13 protein-coding genes are annotated in these 14,933 nt (G+C 70.7%); 8 read left to right on the top strand and 5 right to left on the bottom strand.

Going from position 1 to position 14,933, the window contains the following annotated elements:
• Window positions 1-111 precede the first annotated feature (111 nt).
• From ABT294_RS04535 to ABT294_RS04555, 5 genes are read left to right on the top strand one after another with little or no spacing between them, the layout of a single operon-like run.
• The gene (locus ABT294_RS04535) at window positions 112-1,320 is read left to right on the top strand and encodes a glycerophosphoryl diester phosphodiesterase membrane domain-containing protein (protein ID WP_350803508.1); all 1,209 of its coding nucleotides are present in this window, start codon (window positions 112-114) and stop codon (window positions 1,318-1,320) included.
• Window positions 1,317-1,934 (top strand): DUF4129 domain-containing protein, encoded by a 618-nt coding sequence (locus ABT294_RS04540; protein ID WP_350803509.1) that lies wholly within the window; start codon window positions 1,317-1,319, stop codon window positions 1,932-1,934. The genes ABT294_RS04535 and ABT294_RS04540 overlap by 4 nt, the downstream gene beginning before the upstream one ends.
• Complete coding sequence (locus tag ABT294_RS04545; RefSeq protein ID WP_350803511.1) at window positions 1,931-3,109, top strand: DUF4350 domain-containing protein; 1,179 nt, start codon at window positions 1,931-1,933, stop codon at window positions 3,107-3,109. The genes ABT294_RS04540 and ABT294_RS04545 overlap by 4 nt, the downstream gene beginning before the upstream one ends.
• The gene (locus ABT294_RS04550) at window positions 3,105-4,079 is read left to right on the top strand and encodes an AAA family ATPase (RefSeq protein WP_350803959.1); all 975 of its coding nucleotides are present in this window, start codon (window positions 3,105-3,107) and stop codon (window positions 4,077-4,079) included. The genes ABT294_RS04545 and ABT294_RS04550 overlap by 5 nt, the downstream gene beginning before the upstream one ends.
• The gene (locus ABT294_RS04555; RefSeq protein ID WP_350803514.1) at window positions 4,079-5,452 is read left to right on the top strand and encodes a DUF58 domain-containing protein; all 1,374 of its coding nucleotides are present in this window, start codon (window positions 4,079-4,081) and stop codon (window positions 5,450-5,452) included. The genes ABT294_RS04550 and ABT294_RS04555 overlap by 1 nt, the downstream gene beginning before the upstream one ends.
• 27 nt (window positions 5,453-5,479) lie before the next feature.
• On the opposite strand, the gene ABT294_RS04560 is transcribed toward ABT294_RS04555, so the two are convergent.
• A complete protein-coding gene (locus ABT294_RS04560) occupies window positions 5,480-6,472 on the bottom strand; it encodes a stage II sporulation protein M (protein WP_350803515.1) in 993 nt (330 codons plus the stop codon).
• Window positions 6,473-6,523: 51 nt separating this feature from the next.
• Between ABT294_RS04560 and ABT294_RS04565 the strand changes: the two genes are divergently transcribed.
• Complete coding sequence (locus tag ABT294_RS04565; protein ID WP_350803516.1) at window positions 6,524-7,507, top strand: RDD family protein; 984 nt, start codon at window positions 6,524-6,526, stop codon at window positions 7,505-7,507.
• Here ABT294_RS04565 and ABT294_RS04570 read toward each other — a convergent pair.
• Both ABT294_RS04570 and ABT294_RS04575 read right to left on the bottom strand, forming a co-directional pair.
• Complete coding sequence (locus tag ABT294_RS04570; RefSeq protein ID WP_350803960.1) at window positions 7,501-8,793, bottom strand: LVIVD repeat-containing protein; 1,293 nt, start codon at window positions 8,791-8,793, stop codon at window positions 7,501-7,503. The genes ABT294_RS04565 and ABT294_RS04570 overlap by 7 nt on opposite strands.
• 148 nt (window positions 8,794-8,941) lie before the next feature.
• Window positions 8,942-10,366, bottom strand: a complete 1,425-nt coding sequence (locus ABT294_RS04575) for an LVIVD repeat-containing protein (RefSeq protein ID WP_502911956.1) — start codon at window positions 10,364-10,366, stop codon at window positions 8,942-8,944.
• Window positions 10,367-10,508: 142 nt separating this feature from the next.
• Here ABT294_RS04575 and ABT294_RS04580 point away from each other — a divergent pair, with 142 nt between their 5' ends.
• A complete protein-coding gene (locus ABT294_RS04580) occupies window positions 10,509-11,327 on the top strand; it encodes a DUF305 domain-containing protein (RefSeq protein ID WP_350803517.1) in 819 nt (272 codons plus the stop codon).
• Window positions 11,328-11,512: 185 nt separating this feature from the next.
• Window positions 11,513-11,938 (top strand): hypothetical protein, encoded by a 426-nt coding sequence (locus tag ABT294_RS04585; RefSeq protein ID WP_350803520.1) that lies wholly within the window; start codon window positions 11,513-11,515, stop codon window positions 11,936-11,938.
• An 87-nt stretch (window positions 11,939-12,025) separates the two neighbouring features.
• On the opposite strand, the gene ABT294_RS04590 is transcribed toward ABT294_RS04585, so the two are convergent.
• Together ABT294_RS04590 and ahcY are read right to left on the bottom strand one after the other, a co-directional pair.
• Window positions 12,026-13,264 carry an adenosylhomocysteinase gene (locus ABT294_RS04590; protein ID WP_350803521.1) on the bottom strand — a complete coding sequence of 413 codons (1,239 nt, stop codon included), beginning with the start codon at window positions 13,262-13,264 and terminating at the stop codon, window positions 12,026-12,028.
• Window positions 13,265-13,503: 239 nt separating this feature from the next.
• Window positions 13,504-14,931 carry an adenosylhomocysteinase gene (ahcY, locus tag ABT294_RS04595; RefSeq protein ID WP_350803522.1) on the bottom strand — a complete coding sequence of 476 codons (1,428 nt, stop codon included), beginning with the start codon at window positions 14,929-14,931 and terminating at the stop codon, window positions 13,504-13,506.
• Window positions 14,932-14,933 lie beyond the last annotated feature (2 nt).

Below are 14,933 nucleotides of genomic sequence, written 5' to 3' on the forward strand. Positions count from 1 at the left end.
ACCATCCCTGTTACAGATCCAAGACAGGAAAGGCCCTGGAATGCGGGCAAGGCGGGCCGGCGAATCGAGGCCGTGACACCAATGCCCCTTCCACCATGCCAGGATTGGGATATGTCTGACGGTCACGGTCCCTCTCCCGAGACGCCTCCAGGCTGGGCCACGGAGCAACCTCCTCCGTACGGCGCCCCGTCGGCGTCGCCGTGGACCGCCCCCGGCTCCCACCAGCAGCAGATTCCGTACAGCCCCCAGCAACCCCCGCCCCCCGGCTACGGCTACGGATACGGCCCGCACCCGCCCGCGCTGCGCCCCGGGATCATACCGCTGCGCCCGCTCGGCCTCGGCGACATCCTCGACGGCACCATCAAGCTCGTGCGCTCCAACCCCAAGGCGGTGCTGGGGCTGTCGGCCATCGCGGCGGTGCTCGCGGCGGTGCCCGTCGCCGTGGGGCAGGCGCTCCTGGTCGGCAGGATGGGCGAGGCGCTGACCAATCCCGATTACCTGCCGGACGACCCCACCGCCGCCTACGGCGGCGCCCTCGCGCAGTACGGCGGCACGCTCGTCTCCTACGCGGTCAGCTTCGTCGTGGTGACCATCCTGACCGGCGTGCTGACCCGCATCCTCGGCCGGGCCGTGTTCGGCGGCAGCATCACCGCCGCGGAGGCGTGGCGGCTCACCAAGGGCCGCATCCCCGCGCTGTTCGGCGTGGTGGGGCTGATGGCGGTCATCATGCTGGTGCCACTGGCCGTCATCGCGCTGGTGTTCGTCGCGTTGATCATGAGCGGCGCGGGCAGCGGCTCCGGTCAGGCGGGCGCGCTGCTCGGGCTCGGCCTGGTGTTCATGCTCCTGTACATCGGCTACGCGCTGTACTTCCGCACCCGCTTCGCGCTGGCGGCGCCCGTCGTGGTGCTGGAGGGCCGGGGCCCGCTCGACGCGATGCGCCGTTCGTGGAACCTGGTCACCGGCGATTTCTGGCGGGTGTTCGGCATCCTGCTGCTCACCTCGCTCCTCGTCGGGCTGGTCGCGACCATCCTGCAGGTGCCCTTCACCTTCATGGGCACCCTGTTCGGCATGCTCGGCGGCGGCACGGCGCTGTCCGCGGTGCTGGCCGCGGTGCTGATCGCGATCGGCGGCACGCTCGGCGCGATGATCACCTACCCGTTCGAGGCGGGCGTGTCCGGCCTGCTGTACGCCGACAGGCGGATGCGCAGCGAGGCGTTCGACCTCGTGCTCCAGACGGCCGCCATCGAACAGCAGCAGCAGGGCTGGGTGCACGCCTCGGCCGACGACCTCTGGCACCCGAGCAACTCCGCCAGGTCGTGAACCCGATCAGCCGGGAGGAGGCAGCGCGCAGGGCCGCGGAGGAGCTCCTCAAGCCCGGGTACGAGCAGGAGTCGCTGTTCGACCAGCTCTATCGGCGCTTCATGCAGTTCGTCGGCGACCTGATGGACTCCGCGGCGGGCGGCGGCACGACCGGCGGCGTCATCGCCGCCGCGGTCATCGTGCTGATCATCATCGGCGTGATCGTGCTGGTCGCGTGGCGGCTGCGCCATGCGTCCAGGAACGCCGCGGGTCAGGCGACGGCGCTGTTCGGCGAGCGGGCGCTGAGCGCGGCCGAGCACCGCGCGGCGGCAGAGCGGCTCGCCGCCGAAGAGCGCTGGACCGAGGCGATCCAGGAGCGGCTCCGCGCCATCGCCCGCGACCTGGAGGAACGCGCCCTGGTCGACGGGATGCCCGGCCGCACGGCCGACGAACTGGCCGCGGAGGCAGGGCTCGCGCTGCCCGGTTTCGCCGCTGAGCTGACGGCTGCCGCCCGCTCGTTCGACGACGTCACGTACGGCGGCGTCCCCGGCACCGAGGCGGCCTACCGCGACATGTCCGCCCTCGACGAGCGGCTCCGCCAGGCCCGCCCGGTTCCCCTGGGAGGTCCGGCGTGAGCCTCGGCCTGCGTCCGGCGGAGACACCCGCCGCCTCCTCCTCCGTCTCGCCCACCGCGCGCTCCATCTGGCGGTCCAGCCGGGTGGCCGTCGCGCTCGGGCTGATCATCGTGCTGGCCGCCGTCCTCGCCGTACTCCTCAGGCCGGGAGCGGGCGAGTCCCGTCGCCTCGACCCGGCCGACGGCTCGCTGGCCGGCTCCAGGGCGCTCGCCGCGCTGCTGCGCGCCCGCGGCGTCACCGTCAACAGGGTCGACTCGCTGGAGGCCGCGAGCTCCGCGGGCTCGGCGGGCGGGCTGCTGCTGGTCACCGACACCGCGTACATCGACACCTTCCAGCTGGCCCGCATCCCCGGTGACCGGGTGGTCGTCGGCGACGTGGGCGGGCTCGGCGCGCTCGCCCCCGATGTCGACACGGTGCGGGGCGGCGCCAGGGAACGCTCGCGCGAGCCCGAGTGCCGGCTGCCCGCCGCCACCCGCGCGGGCAGCGCGTACCTCGGCGGGTCCGCCTTCACCGGCCCGGCCGGCTCCACCGGCTGCTACCCGGCGGGCGACGGCTGGACCCTGATCAGCTACCCCAACGCGGGCGGCACCACCACCGTGCTGGGCAGCGGCTCCTTCATGACCAACCAGCGCCTGGCCGAGGACGGCAACGCGGCCCTGGCGCTGAACCTGCTCGACCGGGGCAAGCCCGTCACCTGGCTGGTCCGGGCCGAGACCCCGCCCGTCGGCCGGCTGCCCGGCCCGGAGGGGAAGTCGATCTACGAGCTGATGCCCGCGGGCGTCCCGTGGGCCGTGCTGATGGGCTGCCTCACCGTGATCCTGGTCGCGTTCTGGCGGGGCAGGCGGCTCGGTCCCGTCGTGACCGAGCGGCTGCCCGTCGTGGTGCGGGCCGCCGAGACGGTCGAGGGGCGGGGCCGGCTCTACCGGGCCAGGCGGGCCAGGGCCAGAGCCGCCGACTCGCTCAGAGCGGGCACGGTCGACAGGCTGACGCCCCGGCTGGGGCTCGGCGCCGGCGCGGGCCGGCACGAGGTGGTGGCGGCGCTGGCCGCCCGCACCGGGCAGGACCCGCAGCAGGTCGGCGCCGCGCTGTACGGCCCGCCGCCCGTCGACGACGCCGGCCTCGTGGCCCTGGCCGGATACTTGGACGCCATCGAAAGGACGGTCAGTGAACATTGACGAGACCACCCGCACGGCGGGCCACGGCGACTCGGCCAGGGAGGCGCTCGGCGCGCTGCGCGCCGAGGTGTCCAAGGCCGTGGTCGGCCAGGACGCGGTGGTGACCGGGCTGGTCATCGCGCTGCTGTGCAGGGGGCACGTGCTGCTCGAAGGCGTGCCCGGCGTGGCCAAGACGCTGATGGTGCGGACCCTGTCCGCGGCGCTGTCGCTGGACTTCAAGCGGGTGCAGTTCACCCCCGACCTGATGCCGGGCGACGTCACCGGATCGCTGATCTACGACGCGAAGACCGCCAGGTTCGAGTTCCGCGAGGGGCCCGTCTTCACCAACCTGCTGCTGGCCGACGAGATCAACCGCACCCCGCCGAAGACGCAGGCCGCGCTGCTGGAGGCGATGGAGGAGCGGCAGGTCAGCGTGGAAGGCGACGCGCGTCAGCTGCCCGACCCGTTCGTGGTGTGCGCGACGCAGAACCCCGTCGAGTACGAGGGCACCTACCAGCTCCCCGAGGCGCAGCTCGACCGGTTCCTGCTCAAGCTGACCGTGCCGCTGCCGCCGCGCGAGCACGAGATCTCGGTGCTCGAACGGCACGCGCGCGGCTTCGACCCGCGCGACCTGTCGGAGATCAAGCCCGTCGCCACCGCCGCCGACCTCGCCGCCGGGCGCGAGGCGGCCGCGCAGGTGCACGTGGCGCCCGAGGTGCTCGGTTACATCGTGGACGTGGCCAGGGCCACCAGGAACTCGCCGTCGCTGCAGCTCGGCGTCTCGCCGCGAGGCGCGACCGCGCTGCTGGCCGCCGCCCGCGCCTGGGCCTGGCTGTCGGGCCGCGCCTACGTCACCCCCGACGACGTGAAGGCCCTTGCGCGGCCCGCGCTGCGGCACCGCGTCCAGCTCCGTCCGGAGGCCGAGCTGGAGGGCGCGACCGCCGACGGGCTGCTCGACGGCATCCTGGCCTCGGTCCCGGTCCCGCGCTGATGGCTCTGACCGGACGCGCCGGGCTGGTCGCGGCGCTCGGGATCGTGGTGGTGCTGCTCGCGCCGCAGCCCGGGGCCGCGCTGGCCGGGGTCTGCCTGCTGCTGGCCGCCGCGGTCATCGTGGACCTGGTGTTCGCGGGCGCGGTCCGCCCGCTGCGCCTCCACCGCTCCGGCGACACCCTGGTGCGGCTCGGCCAGGCGGCCCAGGTCGAGCTGGTCGTGGAGAACCCGGGCGGCAGGCGGGTACGCGGCCTGCTCAGAGACGCCTGGCCGCCGTCCGCCGGCGCCACACCCCGCGTCCTCGAGCTGAACGTGCCCGCCGGAGAGCGCCGCCGCCTCGTCGTGACCCTCACCCCCACCAGGCGGGGCGACCGGGGGTCCGTGGCGGTCACCGTGCGCTCGCTCGGCCCGCTCGGGCTGGCCGCGCGGCAGGGCACCCACCGCGCGCCGTGGTCGGTGCGCGTGCTGCCGCCGTTCCTGTCGCGCAAGCACCTGCCGTCCCGCCTGGCCAGGCTGCGCGAGCTGGACGGCCAGCACCCCGCGCTGGTGCGCGGCCAGGGCACCGAGTTCGACTCGCTGCGCGAGTACGTGGTGGGCGACGACGTCCGCTCGATCGACTGGCGGGCCAGCGCGCGCCGGCACGACGTGGTCGTGCGCACCTGGCGGCCGGAGCGCGACCGGCGGGTGCTGATCGTGATCGACACCGGACGGACGTCGGCCGGACGCGTGGGCGACGCACCCGTCCCGATGGCCGGGGCTCCGGCACGCGGGAGCGGGCTGCTGGTCAGGCCCGACCCGCGCCCGGCGCCCGGCTGGCCGCGGCTCGACTGGTCGATGGACGCGGCGCTGCTGCTGGCCGCGCTCGCCGCCAAGGCCGGCGACCAGGTGGACTTCCTGGCCTACGACCGGGCGGTACGCGCCTGGGTGGCCGGGGCGTCCCGCACCGAGCTGCTGTCGTCGCTGGTCAACGTGATGGCGCCGATCGAGGCCGAGCTGGTCGAGGCCGACTCGCAGGGGATGGTGGCGGCCATCCTGTCGCGGGCCAAGCGGCGCTGCCTGGTCGTGCTGCTGACCGACCTGAACGCGGCGGCGCTGGAGGAGGGGCTGATGCCGGTGCTGCCGCAGCTCTCCTCGCGGCACCTGGTGCTGGTGGCGGGCGTGTCCGACCCTCGGGTGGCGGCGATGGCCGCGCAGCGGGCGACGGCCGAGCAGGTGTACGACGCGGCGGCGGCCGAGCACACGCAGCTCGAACGCAGGCGCATCACCGCCAGGCTGCGCCGCCACGGCGTCGAGGTGGTCGACGCGCCCCCGGACGACATCGCCCCGGCCCTGGCCGACGCCTATCTGGCCCTGAAGGCGGCAGGCCGCCTCTAGGACGCGCCTCCGGGCGGGTTCGCCTGCTCAGGCGGTCGGGGCCACGTCCGGGGCGCGTTCGAGGTCGCCGGTCTCGTTCTGGCGGAGCGCGCGGCGTCCGAAGACCACGACGTAGGCGAGGAACGCCCCTTCGGCCAGCACCCCGATGCCGATCCGCGCCGCGGTCGGCAGCCCCGACGGGGTGACGAACGCCTCGATCAGCCCCGACACGAACAGCACCGCGACCAGGGCGAGCGCCACGGTCATCACCGCCCTGCCCTGCTCGGCCAGGGCCTCGACACGTCTGCGCGGCCCGGGGTCGATGACCGTCCACCCCAGGCGCATGCCCACGGCGGCCGCCAGGAAGACCGCGGTGAGCTCCAGCAGCCCGTGCGGGGTGATGAGCCCGAAGAAGATGTCCAGCTTGTCCCTGGACGCCATCAACCCGGCGGAGATGCCGACGTTCGAGACGTTCTGCCACAGGACGAACGGAATCGGCAGCCCGAGAAGGATCGCGTAGATGATGACCTGGGCGGACACCCAGGCGTTGTTGATCCACACCTGACCGGCGAAGGAGGCGGCGGGGTGCTCCGAGTAGTAGTCGGCGAAGTCGTGCTCGACCAGCCGGGTGATCTCCTCCGGCGAGGCGATGGACGCCTGCACCTGCGGGTCGCCCGCGACCCACGCCCCGAGCACCCACGACACCGCGACGCACGCCACCGCCGTGGCCAGCCACCACCACCTCGCCCGGTAGGCGACCACGGGGAACGACACCGTGAAGAACCTGGTCAGCTCGCGCCAGGCGGGCGTGTGCGCGCCCGTCACCGCCGACCTGGCCCTGGCGACCAGCGCCGACAGGCGGCCCGCCAGCATCGCGTCGCTGGAGCCGGACCGTACGATGGACAGGTGTGTGGACACGCGCTGGTAGAGGTCCACCAGCTCGTCGACCTCCGCGCCGGTCAGCGTGGAGCGGTGCTTGACCAGGTGCTCAAGCCTGTCCCAAACCGGGCGGTGTGCGGCGACAAACGCATCAATGTCCACCGGACCATTGTGGACGGTCATCACCCGGCCCGTTGCCGTTAGGCTCCACGTATGTCAGAGGTTGTGACGGGCGACGCCGTCGTCGTCGAGGTACGGGTGGCGCAGATGCCGTCGCGGGCGCTCGCGCTCATCATCGACATGGTGTTGCAGATCACCGTGCTGATCGTGTCCTTCGTGCTGCTTGAGGCGTTCGCCCTGGTCTCTGACGCGGCGATGTTCGCCGCGGTCTCGATCATGCTGCTGGTGCTGGTGCTGGTGGGCTATCCGGTGGTCTTCGAGACCGCCAGCAGGGGGCGCAGCCTCGGCAAGATGGCGCTGGGGCTGCGCGTGGTGAGCGACGACGGCAGCCCGGAGCGGTTCAGGCAGGCGCTGTTCCGCGGGCTGGCCGGGTTGCTGGAGTTCTGGATGTTCTCAGGGGCTCCGGCGCTGATCTCGTCGCTGGTCTCGCAGCGCGGCAAGCGGCTCGGCGACATCTTCGCCGGAACCATCGTGATCGCCGAGCGGGCGCCGCGTGATCGCGGGCAGTTCATCATGATGCCGCCGCCGCTGGCCGCCTGGGCGGCGACGCTGGAGCTGTCTCAGCTCCCGGAGGGGGTGGCCACGGCCGCCCGGCAGTACCTGGCGCGCTGGCACGACCTCTCGCCGCAGATCCAGCACGAGATGGGGGTCCGCATCGCGACGCAGGCGGCGGCGTTCGTCTCGCCCGCCGCGCCGCCCGGTGTCCCGCCGCACGCCTACCTCAGCGCCATCCTCGCCGAACGGCGCAGGCGCGAGCAGGCCCGGCTGGCCCAGCGCGCGGCCAACGGCACCGGGTACCCGTCCCCGCCCTGGCACCATGGCGCCCCGCAGGCGCAACCGTCCCCGCACTGGCAGACCGGCGCCCCGCAGGGGCAGCAGGGCACCCCTCAGACGCGACCAAACGCCGCGCCGCAGGCCTACCCGCCGGGGCCGTCGGATGCGCTGTTCCGCGCGCCCGCACCCACCGCCCCGGAGCCGCCCCAGGCGACTCCGGGTGGGTTCGCGCCTCCTCAGTAGGCGTACTGGGTCTGCGTGTTGAGCAGCTTCAGGCGGACCGAGGCCGCCGGGTCGGTGCGCTTGTCGGAGATGCGCAGGACGTCCAGCCCCTTCTGGATGTCGCTGCTGTAGATGTAGCCGTTGTAGTAGTACGCCGACCACGAGCCGCCGAGGTCGCGCGGCTTGACCGGGCCGCGGTCGAAGTAGCCGATCTCGGCGGGCTTGGTGGAGTCGGTGAAGTCCCAGATCGAGACGCCACCCTGGTACCAGGCCTGAACCATGATGTCCCGCCCCTTGACGGGGATCAGCGAGCCGTTGTGCGCGACGCAGTTCTCCGCGCTGGTCTGGTAGCGCGGGATCTTGTAGTACGCCTTCTTGACCAGCTGGCCGTCCTCGATGTCGTAGATGGCGTCCGCGCCGTGGTCGGGCCCGACCTCCTTGTTGCACACCGCCGACGAGCCGCCGCCCAGCTCGTCGGTGAAGACGACCTTGGTGCCGGTGTTGTTGAAGGTCGCCGAGTGCCAGAACGCGAAGTTCATGTCGGTGACCCGGGCGGTGACCTTGGGGCGCTCCCTGTCGGAGATGTCCATCAGGATGCCGTCACCCATGCAGGCGCCCGCGGCGAGGTTCTTCTGGGGGAAGACGGTGATGTCGTGGCAGCCGCTGGTGGGCGTGAGCAGGCCGTCCTGCTTCTCGGTGCCGCCGTCGGGGAAGAGCACGGGCGTCGAGACGACCTTGGCCTTCGTGGGCTTGTCGAGCGGCACCTTGACGATCGAGATCTTGTCGTGCGGGGGCTGGCAGCCGGGGTAGGCGTCACCGGGGCCGTACGAGGAGACGTACAGGTAGACCGAGGTGCCCGCGGTGTCGGGGACCTGCGTGTGCGTGTGGGAGCCGCACGCGGTGCGTACCGACTTGATGTACTTCGGCCGCGCCTTGTCGGTGATGTCGAAGATCCGGATGCCCTCCCACACCTTGTCGGCCGTGGACCGGGGGGACGCCTTGCAGGAGTCGCTGCTGAGCGACTCGTCCACCGACAGGAAGAGCAGGTTCCCCTTGACCGACACGTCGTTCTGCGCCCCGTAGCAGGAGACGCGGCTGACGACGGCGGGCTTCGCCGGGTTGCGGATGTCGTAGATCGTGAAACCGTGGAAGTTGCCCTGGTAGGCGTAGTCGCCCTGGAAGGCCAGGTCGGTATTGTACGCCTCGGACGTCTTGAACGGCGCCTGCTTGGGGATGTTGGCCACGAGCTTGACGTTGGGGCTGGCCTTGCCGTCGTCGGCCGCGTACGCCGGTGACGCCGACAGCATCAGGGCCACTCCCGCCAACGCCAGCGCGCGGCCGAGTCTGGACGCCACGAGGAGACCTCCTGCTGGGATGCCGATATGAAGGCACCCACTATGTCAGGAAAGATCAGGAGACGGCAGGGCCGCGCGGCCCTGCCGTCCCGGCGAGCTGTCAGTCGTCGTGGCCCCAGCCCCACTCGCGGTAGGACTGCTGGGTCTGGACGTTCAGCCGGTCACTGTGGACGCGGTTCGCGCCGTTGGTGAGCGGGTCGTTGATCTTGAGGACGTCGAAGCCCTCGTGGAAGTCGGCCGCGTAGATGTAGCCGTTGTAGTAGTACGCGGACCAGACACCGCCACCGCCACCGGCGGCACGCGGGCCACGCTCGAAGTAGCCGATCTCCCTCGGGTTCGCCGAGTCGGTGAAGTCCCAGACGGAGACGCCGCCCATGTACCAGGCCTGGACCATGATGTCCTTGCCCTTGACGGGGATCAGCGAGCCGTTGTGCGCCACGCAGTTCTCACTGTCGGCCTGGTAACGCGGGATCTTGAAGTACGCCTTCTTGACCAACTGGCCGTTGACGATGTCGTAGATGGCGTCGGCGCCGCGGGTGGGGCCGGTGGCCTCGTTGCAGGTGGCCGCGCCGCCGCCGCCGAGCTCGTCGGTGAAGACGACCTTCGAGGCGTCGTTGTTGAAGGTCGCCGAGTGCCAGAACGCGAAGTTCGGGTCGGTGGTGCGGGCGGTGACCTTCGGGTTCAGCCGGTCGGAGATGTCGAACAGGACGCCGTCACCCATGCACGCGCCCGCCGCGATGTCCTTCTCGGGGTAGGCGGTGATGTCGTGGCAGCCGCTGGTCGGCAGCAGCAGGCCGGGCTGCGTCTCGTTGCCGCCGTCGGGGAAGACGACCGGCGTGGCGGCGACGGCCGCCGCGGTCGGGTTCTGCAGCGGCACCTTGACGATGGAGATCTTGTCGTGCGGCGGCGAGCAGTCGGGGAAGTTCGCGGACGGGTTGTACGACGAGACGTAGACGTAGGCGTTCCTGCCCTTGTCGCGGCCCTTGCCGGGAACCAGGGTCAGGGTGTGCGAGCCACAGTTGGTCTCGACTGACTTGATGTACTTGGGCGCGGTCTTGTCGCTGACGTCGAAGATCCGGACGCCTTCCCAGGCCTCCTTGTGGTCCGCCGACAGGGCCGTGCTGTTGCAGGAGTCGTCGCTGCGCGAGGAGTCGACGGCGGTGAAGAGCAGGTTGCCGTAGACGGTGACGTCCATCTGGCTGCCGGGACAGACCACCGAGCTGACCGGCTTGGCCTGCTTCGGGTCGCTGACGTCGTAGATGGAGAAGCCGCCATAGTTGCCGACATAGGCGTAGTCACCCTGGAAGGCGATGTCGGTGTTGATCGTGCCGGCGATCGGGGCGGGCTTCGGGATGTTCCGGACGTGGCTGACATTCTGGCTGGTCACCACGGTGTCCGGCGGCGGGATGTCGGCGGCCAAGGCGGGCATCGCTGTCGCGGCTAACGCGATGGCGGCTCCTGCCGCGACGGCGATCCTGCGAAGGTTCTGCACTAGGGGCTCCCTTCGGGGGCATAAAGGCCACATAAATGACCGCATTCTGACCCGAAATGTCAGGTTCCGCCTAGCGGGCACTCTGTCAAGATATTTGCTTACTTGCCGTATTTACCTGGTGCCGTTCGGGCGTCTAGAGTGCAACCTCGCAACCCCCCGCAGTCAAGGAGGTCGGGTGCGCAGCGCACTTACCGTCGGCACCTGCTCCATCCTGCTCGTTCTCACCGGATGCTCGGGCGACCCCAGGTCTGCTCCCGTGCCCGACGCCAACACCACGGTCCCCGTGATCGCTCCCGGACGTCCGGGCGAGGAGGCCAGGACCCTCGGCCCCAGCGAGGCCGCCACCGCCGTGCCGCCGCAGCAGGCCAACGCGGCCGACGTCCGGTACATGCAGAACATGATCATCCACCACCAGCAGGCCCTGGACATGAGCCTGCTCGCGGCCTCGCGGGCGGCGACGGACGGCGTCAAACGGCTGGCCTCCAGGATCAACCAGGTCCAGGGCCCCGAGATCGCGATGATGACCGACTGGCTGAAGACCGAGGGCCAGAGCGTCCCCGACCACCACGCGGCCCATGAGGGCATGCCGGGGATGGCCACCCCACAGCAGATGGAAGCGCTGAAGTCCGCCAGCGGAACGGCCTTCGACCAGCTGTTCATCCAGCTCATGTCCGCCCACCACCAGGGCGCGATCACGATGTCCACCGAGGTACTGAAAGCCGGCTCCCACCTGCGCGTCCAGGAGATCGCCGAGGACATCTCGGTCAGCCAGGCCGCCGAGATCCGCCGAATGCGCGCCCTCCTCCCCCGGGCTGACCAGACCCCCTTGCTGTGGCGCGATGACAACTCAGGTAATCGTGCTCAACGGTGGCTCCAGTGGCATCGGGTCGGAGTTCCGGACGCTGGAAGCGGCGTGGATCGAGGGGATCGCCGCGATGGCCCGTGCGGGCGCGCGAGCCATCGCCGCGCAGGTCAGAGGAGCGCTCCCAGGTGACGGACGAGACGCCGCGACGATCTTCGATTGATCGTCGTGGCGTTCAGCGATCATTCACTCACTGATCGCTACCATCAGTGATGATCGTTTGCTTCCTCCAAACGGCATGACGGGCGTTCATCGCAGCTGCGAGCGGCGTCCCTCCCGAGGTCATGACCGCCGAGGACTCGACCCAAGGAGAACGCATGTCCATCGTGAGGTCTACGACCGTCGCGCTGTCCGCAGCCCTGGCGTTCGGCGCCACAATGATGACAGGGGTGAGCGCGAACGCCGAGGCCCGCCCGGCCGCGGCACAGTCGGCGCAGCAGCGCCAAATCATCGGCTCCGGGGCGACACTTCCTGGAATCGGCTGGGTGTCCTACGGCATGAACCAAGGCATCTACCTCGATGTCGACACCACCTCGGCGCACTTCACCAGCACTCCCGCCTACGTGACCACCATCGGCGGCGTCGGCGCGCACTGGACGCTGACGGGTGCCAACGCCATCTACAACGCCACCCCGACCGGGTTCCGCGTCTACGTCCGGTGGGACGACGGCACCCCCATCACGCCCGCCGACGCGGTGCTGTTCGGGTGGTACGTCGACTGGTTCGGTGTCCAGAACCAGTAAGTCCTGACAGCCAAGTCCTGACAGCGCCACGTCCTCGCCCGGCCGGCCGGGCGAGGACGTGCCGTTGTCGGCTGGTGACGCGGCCCGTCAGGAGCCGACCCGCCAGGAGTGCAGGTACTCCTCCTGCTCGGGCGTGAGGGTGTCGATGTCGATGCCGGCCGCGGCCAGTTTGAGCCTGGCCACCTCGTGGTCGATCTCCTCGGGCACGTCGTAGACGCCGGGCTCCAGCCGGAGACGCTCCCCTGCCAGCCACGCGACGGCGAGGGCCTGCGCGGAGAACGACATGTCCATGACGGCGGCCGGGTGCCCCTCCGCCGCGGTCAGGTTGACCAGCCGGCCCTCGGCGAGCAGCAGCAGTCGCCGGCCGTCGGCGAGCACGTACTCGTCGGTGTTGGGCCGCACGCCGCGGTGGACCTCATGGGCCAGCTCGTCGAGCGCCCGGACGTCGATCTCCACGTCGAAGTGCCCGGCGTTGGCCAGGATCGCGCCGTCCTTCATCACGGCCAGGTGCTCGCCCCGCACCACGTCCCGGTTGCCGGTCACGGTCACGAACAGGTCGCCCACCCGGGCGGCCTCCGACATCGGCCGCACCTCGTATCCCTGCAGGGTGGCGTCGAGCGCCTTGACCGCGTCGATCTCGGTCACGATCACCCGGGCGCCGAACCCCTTGGCCCGCTCGGCGACCCCCCTGCCGCAGAACCCGAACCCGGCCACCACGACCGTCCGCCCGGCGAGCATGATGTTGGTGGCCCGCATGATCCCGTCGAGCGTCGACTGCCCGGTGCCGTACCGGTTGTCGAACATCCGCTTGGTGCGGGTGTCGTTCACGGCCACGACGGGGAAGCGCAGCGCCTTCTCCGCGGCCATCTGGCGCAGCCGGATGATCCCGGTGGTGGTCTCCTCGCACCCGCCTGTCACGCCGTCGAGCAGGTCGGTCCGCTCGGTGTGCAGGATGTTGACGAGGTCGCACCCGTCGTCGAGGACGAGGTCGGGCCGCAGGTCGAGCGCCTGGTGGATGTGCCGGTAGTAGGTGGCCCGATCGACCCCGGCACGCGCGTACACGGCCACGCCGTAAGACTTCAGCGCCCCGGCGACGTCGTCCTGCGTCGACAGCGGGTTGGACGCGGCGAGCGCGATCTCCGCGCCTCCCGCCTTCAGCGCCCCCATGAGCACGGCGGTCTCGGCGGTGACGTGCAGGCAGGCGGCGATCTTCAGCCCGAGCAGCGGCTGCTCGACGGCGAACCGCTCCCCGATGGCCGTCAGCACGGGCATCGACCGGGCAGCCCAGGAGATCTGCCGCTCCCCGCTCTCCCAGAGGTCTATCATCTCAGCCCTTACCGAAGAAGACGGCCAAAGAACGCGTCGTAACGGCGGCCCGCCGTAGCCGCCGGAGTGCCCTGTTGGACAGTCGCCGGCCGGCGTACGGCGGGTGGCGTCACGTTGGCCTTGCCGTAGAAGACACTGGTGAAAAGCGCTCCGAAGGAGCGCGACGGCGAGAACGGACGTCGCGCGCTCCTCGGCGAGACCACGGAAGGAGAGATCACGCTCCTCCAGAAAACAGCAGATCAGTACCGGTAGTGGTCGGACTTGTACGGGCCCTCGACGTGGACGCCGATGTACGCGGCCTGCTCCTTGGTCAGCTCGGTGAGCTTGACGCCCAGGGCGTCGAGGTGCAGGCGGGCGACCTTCTCGTCCAGGTGCTTGGGCAGCGTGTAGACGCCGATCGGGTACTCGGACGTCTTGGTGAACAGCTCGATCTGCGCGATCACCTGGTTGGTGAACGAGTTCGACATCACGAAGCTCGGGTGGCCGGTGGCGCAGCCGAGGTTCATCAGGCGGCCCTCGGCCAGCACGATGATCGAGTGCCCGTCGGCGAAGACCCACTCGTCGACCTGCGGCTTGATGTTCCGCTTCGCGATGCCGGGCAGCTTCGCCAGGCCGGCCATGTCGATCTCGTTGTCGAAGTGCCCGATGTTGGACACGATCGCCTGGTGCTTCATCCGCGCCATGTGGTCGGCGGTGATGATGTTGAAGTTGCCGGTGCAGCTGACGAAGATGTCGGCGATGCCGACGACCTCGTCCAGCGTGGTGACCTGGAAGCCGTCCATGGCCGCCTGGAGCGCGCAGATCGGGTCGATCTCGGTGACGATGACACGGGCGCCCTGGCCGCGCAGCGCGTCGGCGCAGCCCTTGCCGACGTCGCCGTAGCCGGCGACCACGGCCACCTTGCCGCCGATCAGCACGTCGGTGGCGCGGTTGAGGCCGTCGATGACGGAGTGGCGGCAGCCGTACTTGTTGTCGAACTTGGACTTCGTGACCGAGTCGTTGACGTTGATCGCCGGGAACAGCAGCTGGCCGTTCTTGTGCATCTCGTACAGGCGGTGCACGCCGGTGGTGGTCTCCTCGGTGACGCCCTTGATGCTCTCGGCGATCCTCGTCCAGCGCTTGTCGTCGCCGACCGTGCGGGTGAGCAGGTCGATGATGACGTGCCACTCCTCAGGGTCGTCGGCGGAGGCGGCGGGGACGGCCCCGGCCTTCTCGTACTCGGCGCCCTTGTGGACGAGCAGCGTGGCGTCGCCGCCGTCGTCGAGGATCATGTTCGGCGCGTCGCCGTCAGGCCAGGTGAGCGCCTGCTCGGTGCACCACCAGTACTCCTCCAGCGTCTCGCCCTTCCAGGCGAAGACCGGGACACCCTGCGGGTTCTCGACGGTGCCGTTGGGGCCGACGACGACCGCGGCCGCGGCGTGGTCCTGGGTGGAGAAGATGTTGCAGCTCACCCAGCGCACCTCGGCGCCGAGCGCGACCAGCGTCTCGATGAGGACGGCGGTCTGGATCGTCATGTGCAGCGAGCCCATGATCTTCGCGCCGCGAAGGGGCTGGGCCGCCGCGTACTCCTTGCGAATCGCCATGAGGCCGGGCATCTCGTGCTCGGCGAGCCGGATCTCCTTGCGACCGAAGTCGGCAAGTGAAAGGTCGGCGACCTTGAAGTCCATCT

This window comes from Nonomuraea sp. NPDC000554 (genome assembly GCF_040300065.1).
Classification (GTDB): Bacteria; Actinomycetota; Actinomycetes; order Streptosporangiales; family Streptosporangiaceae; genus Nonomuraea.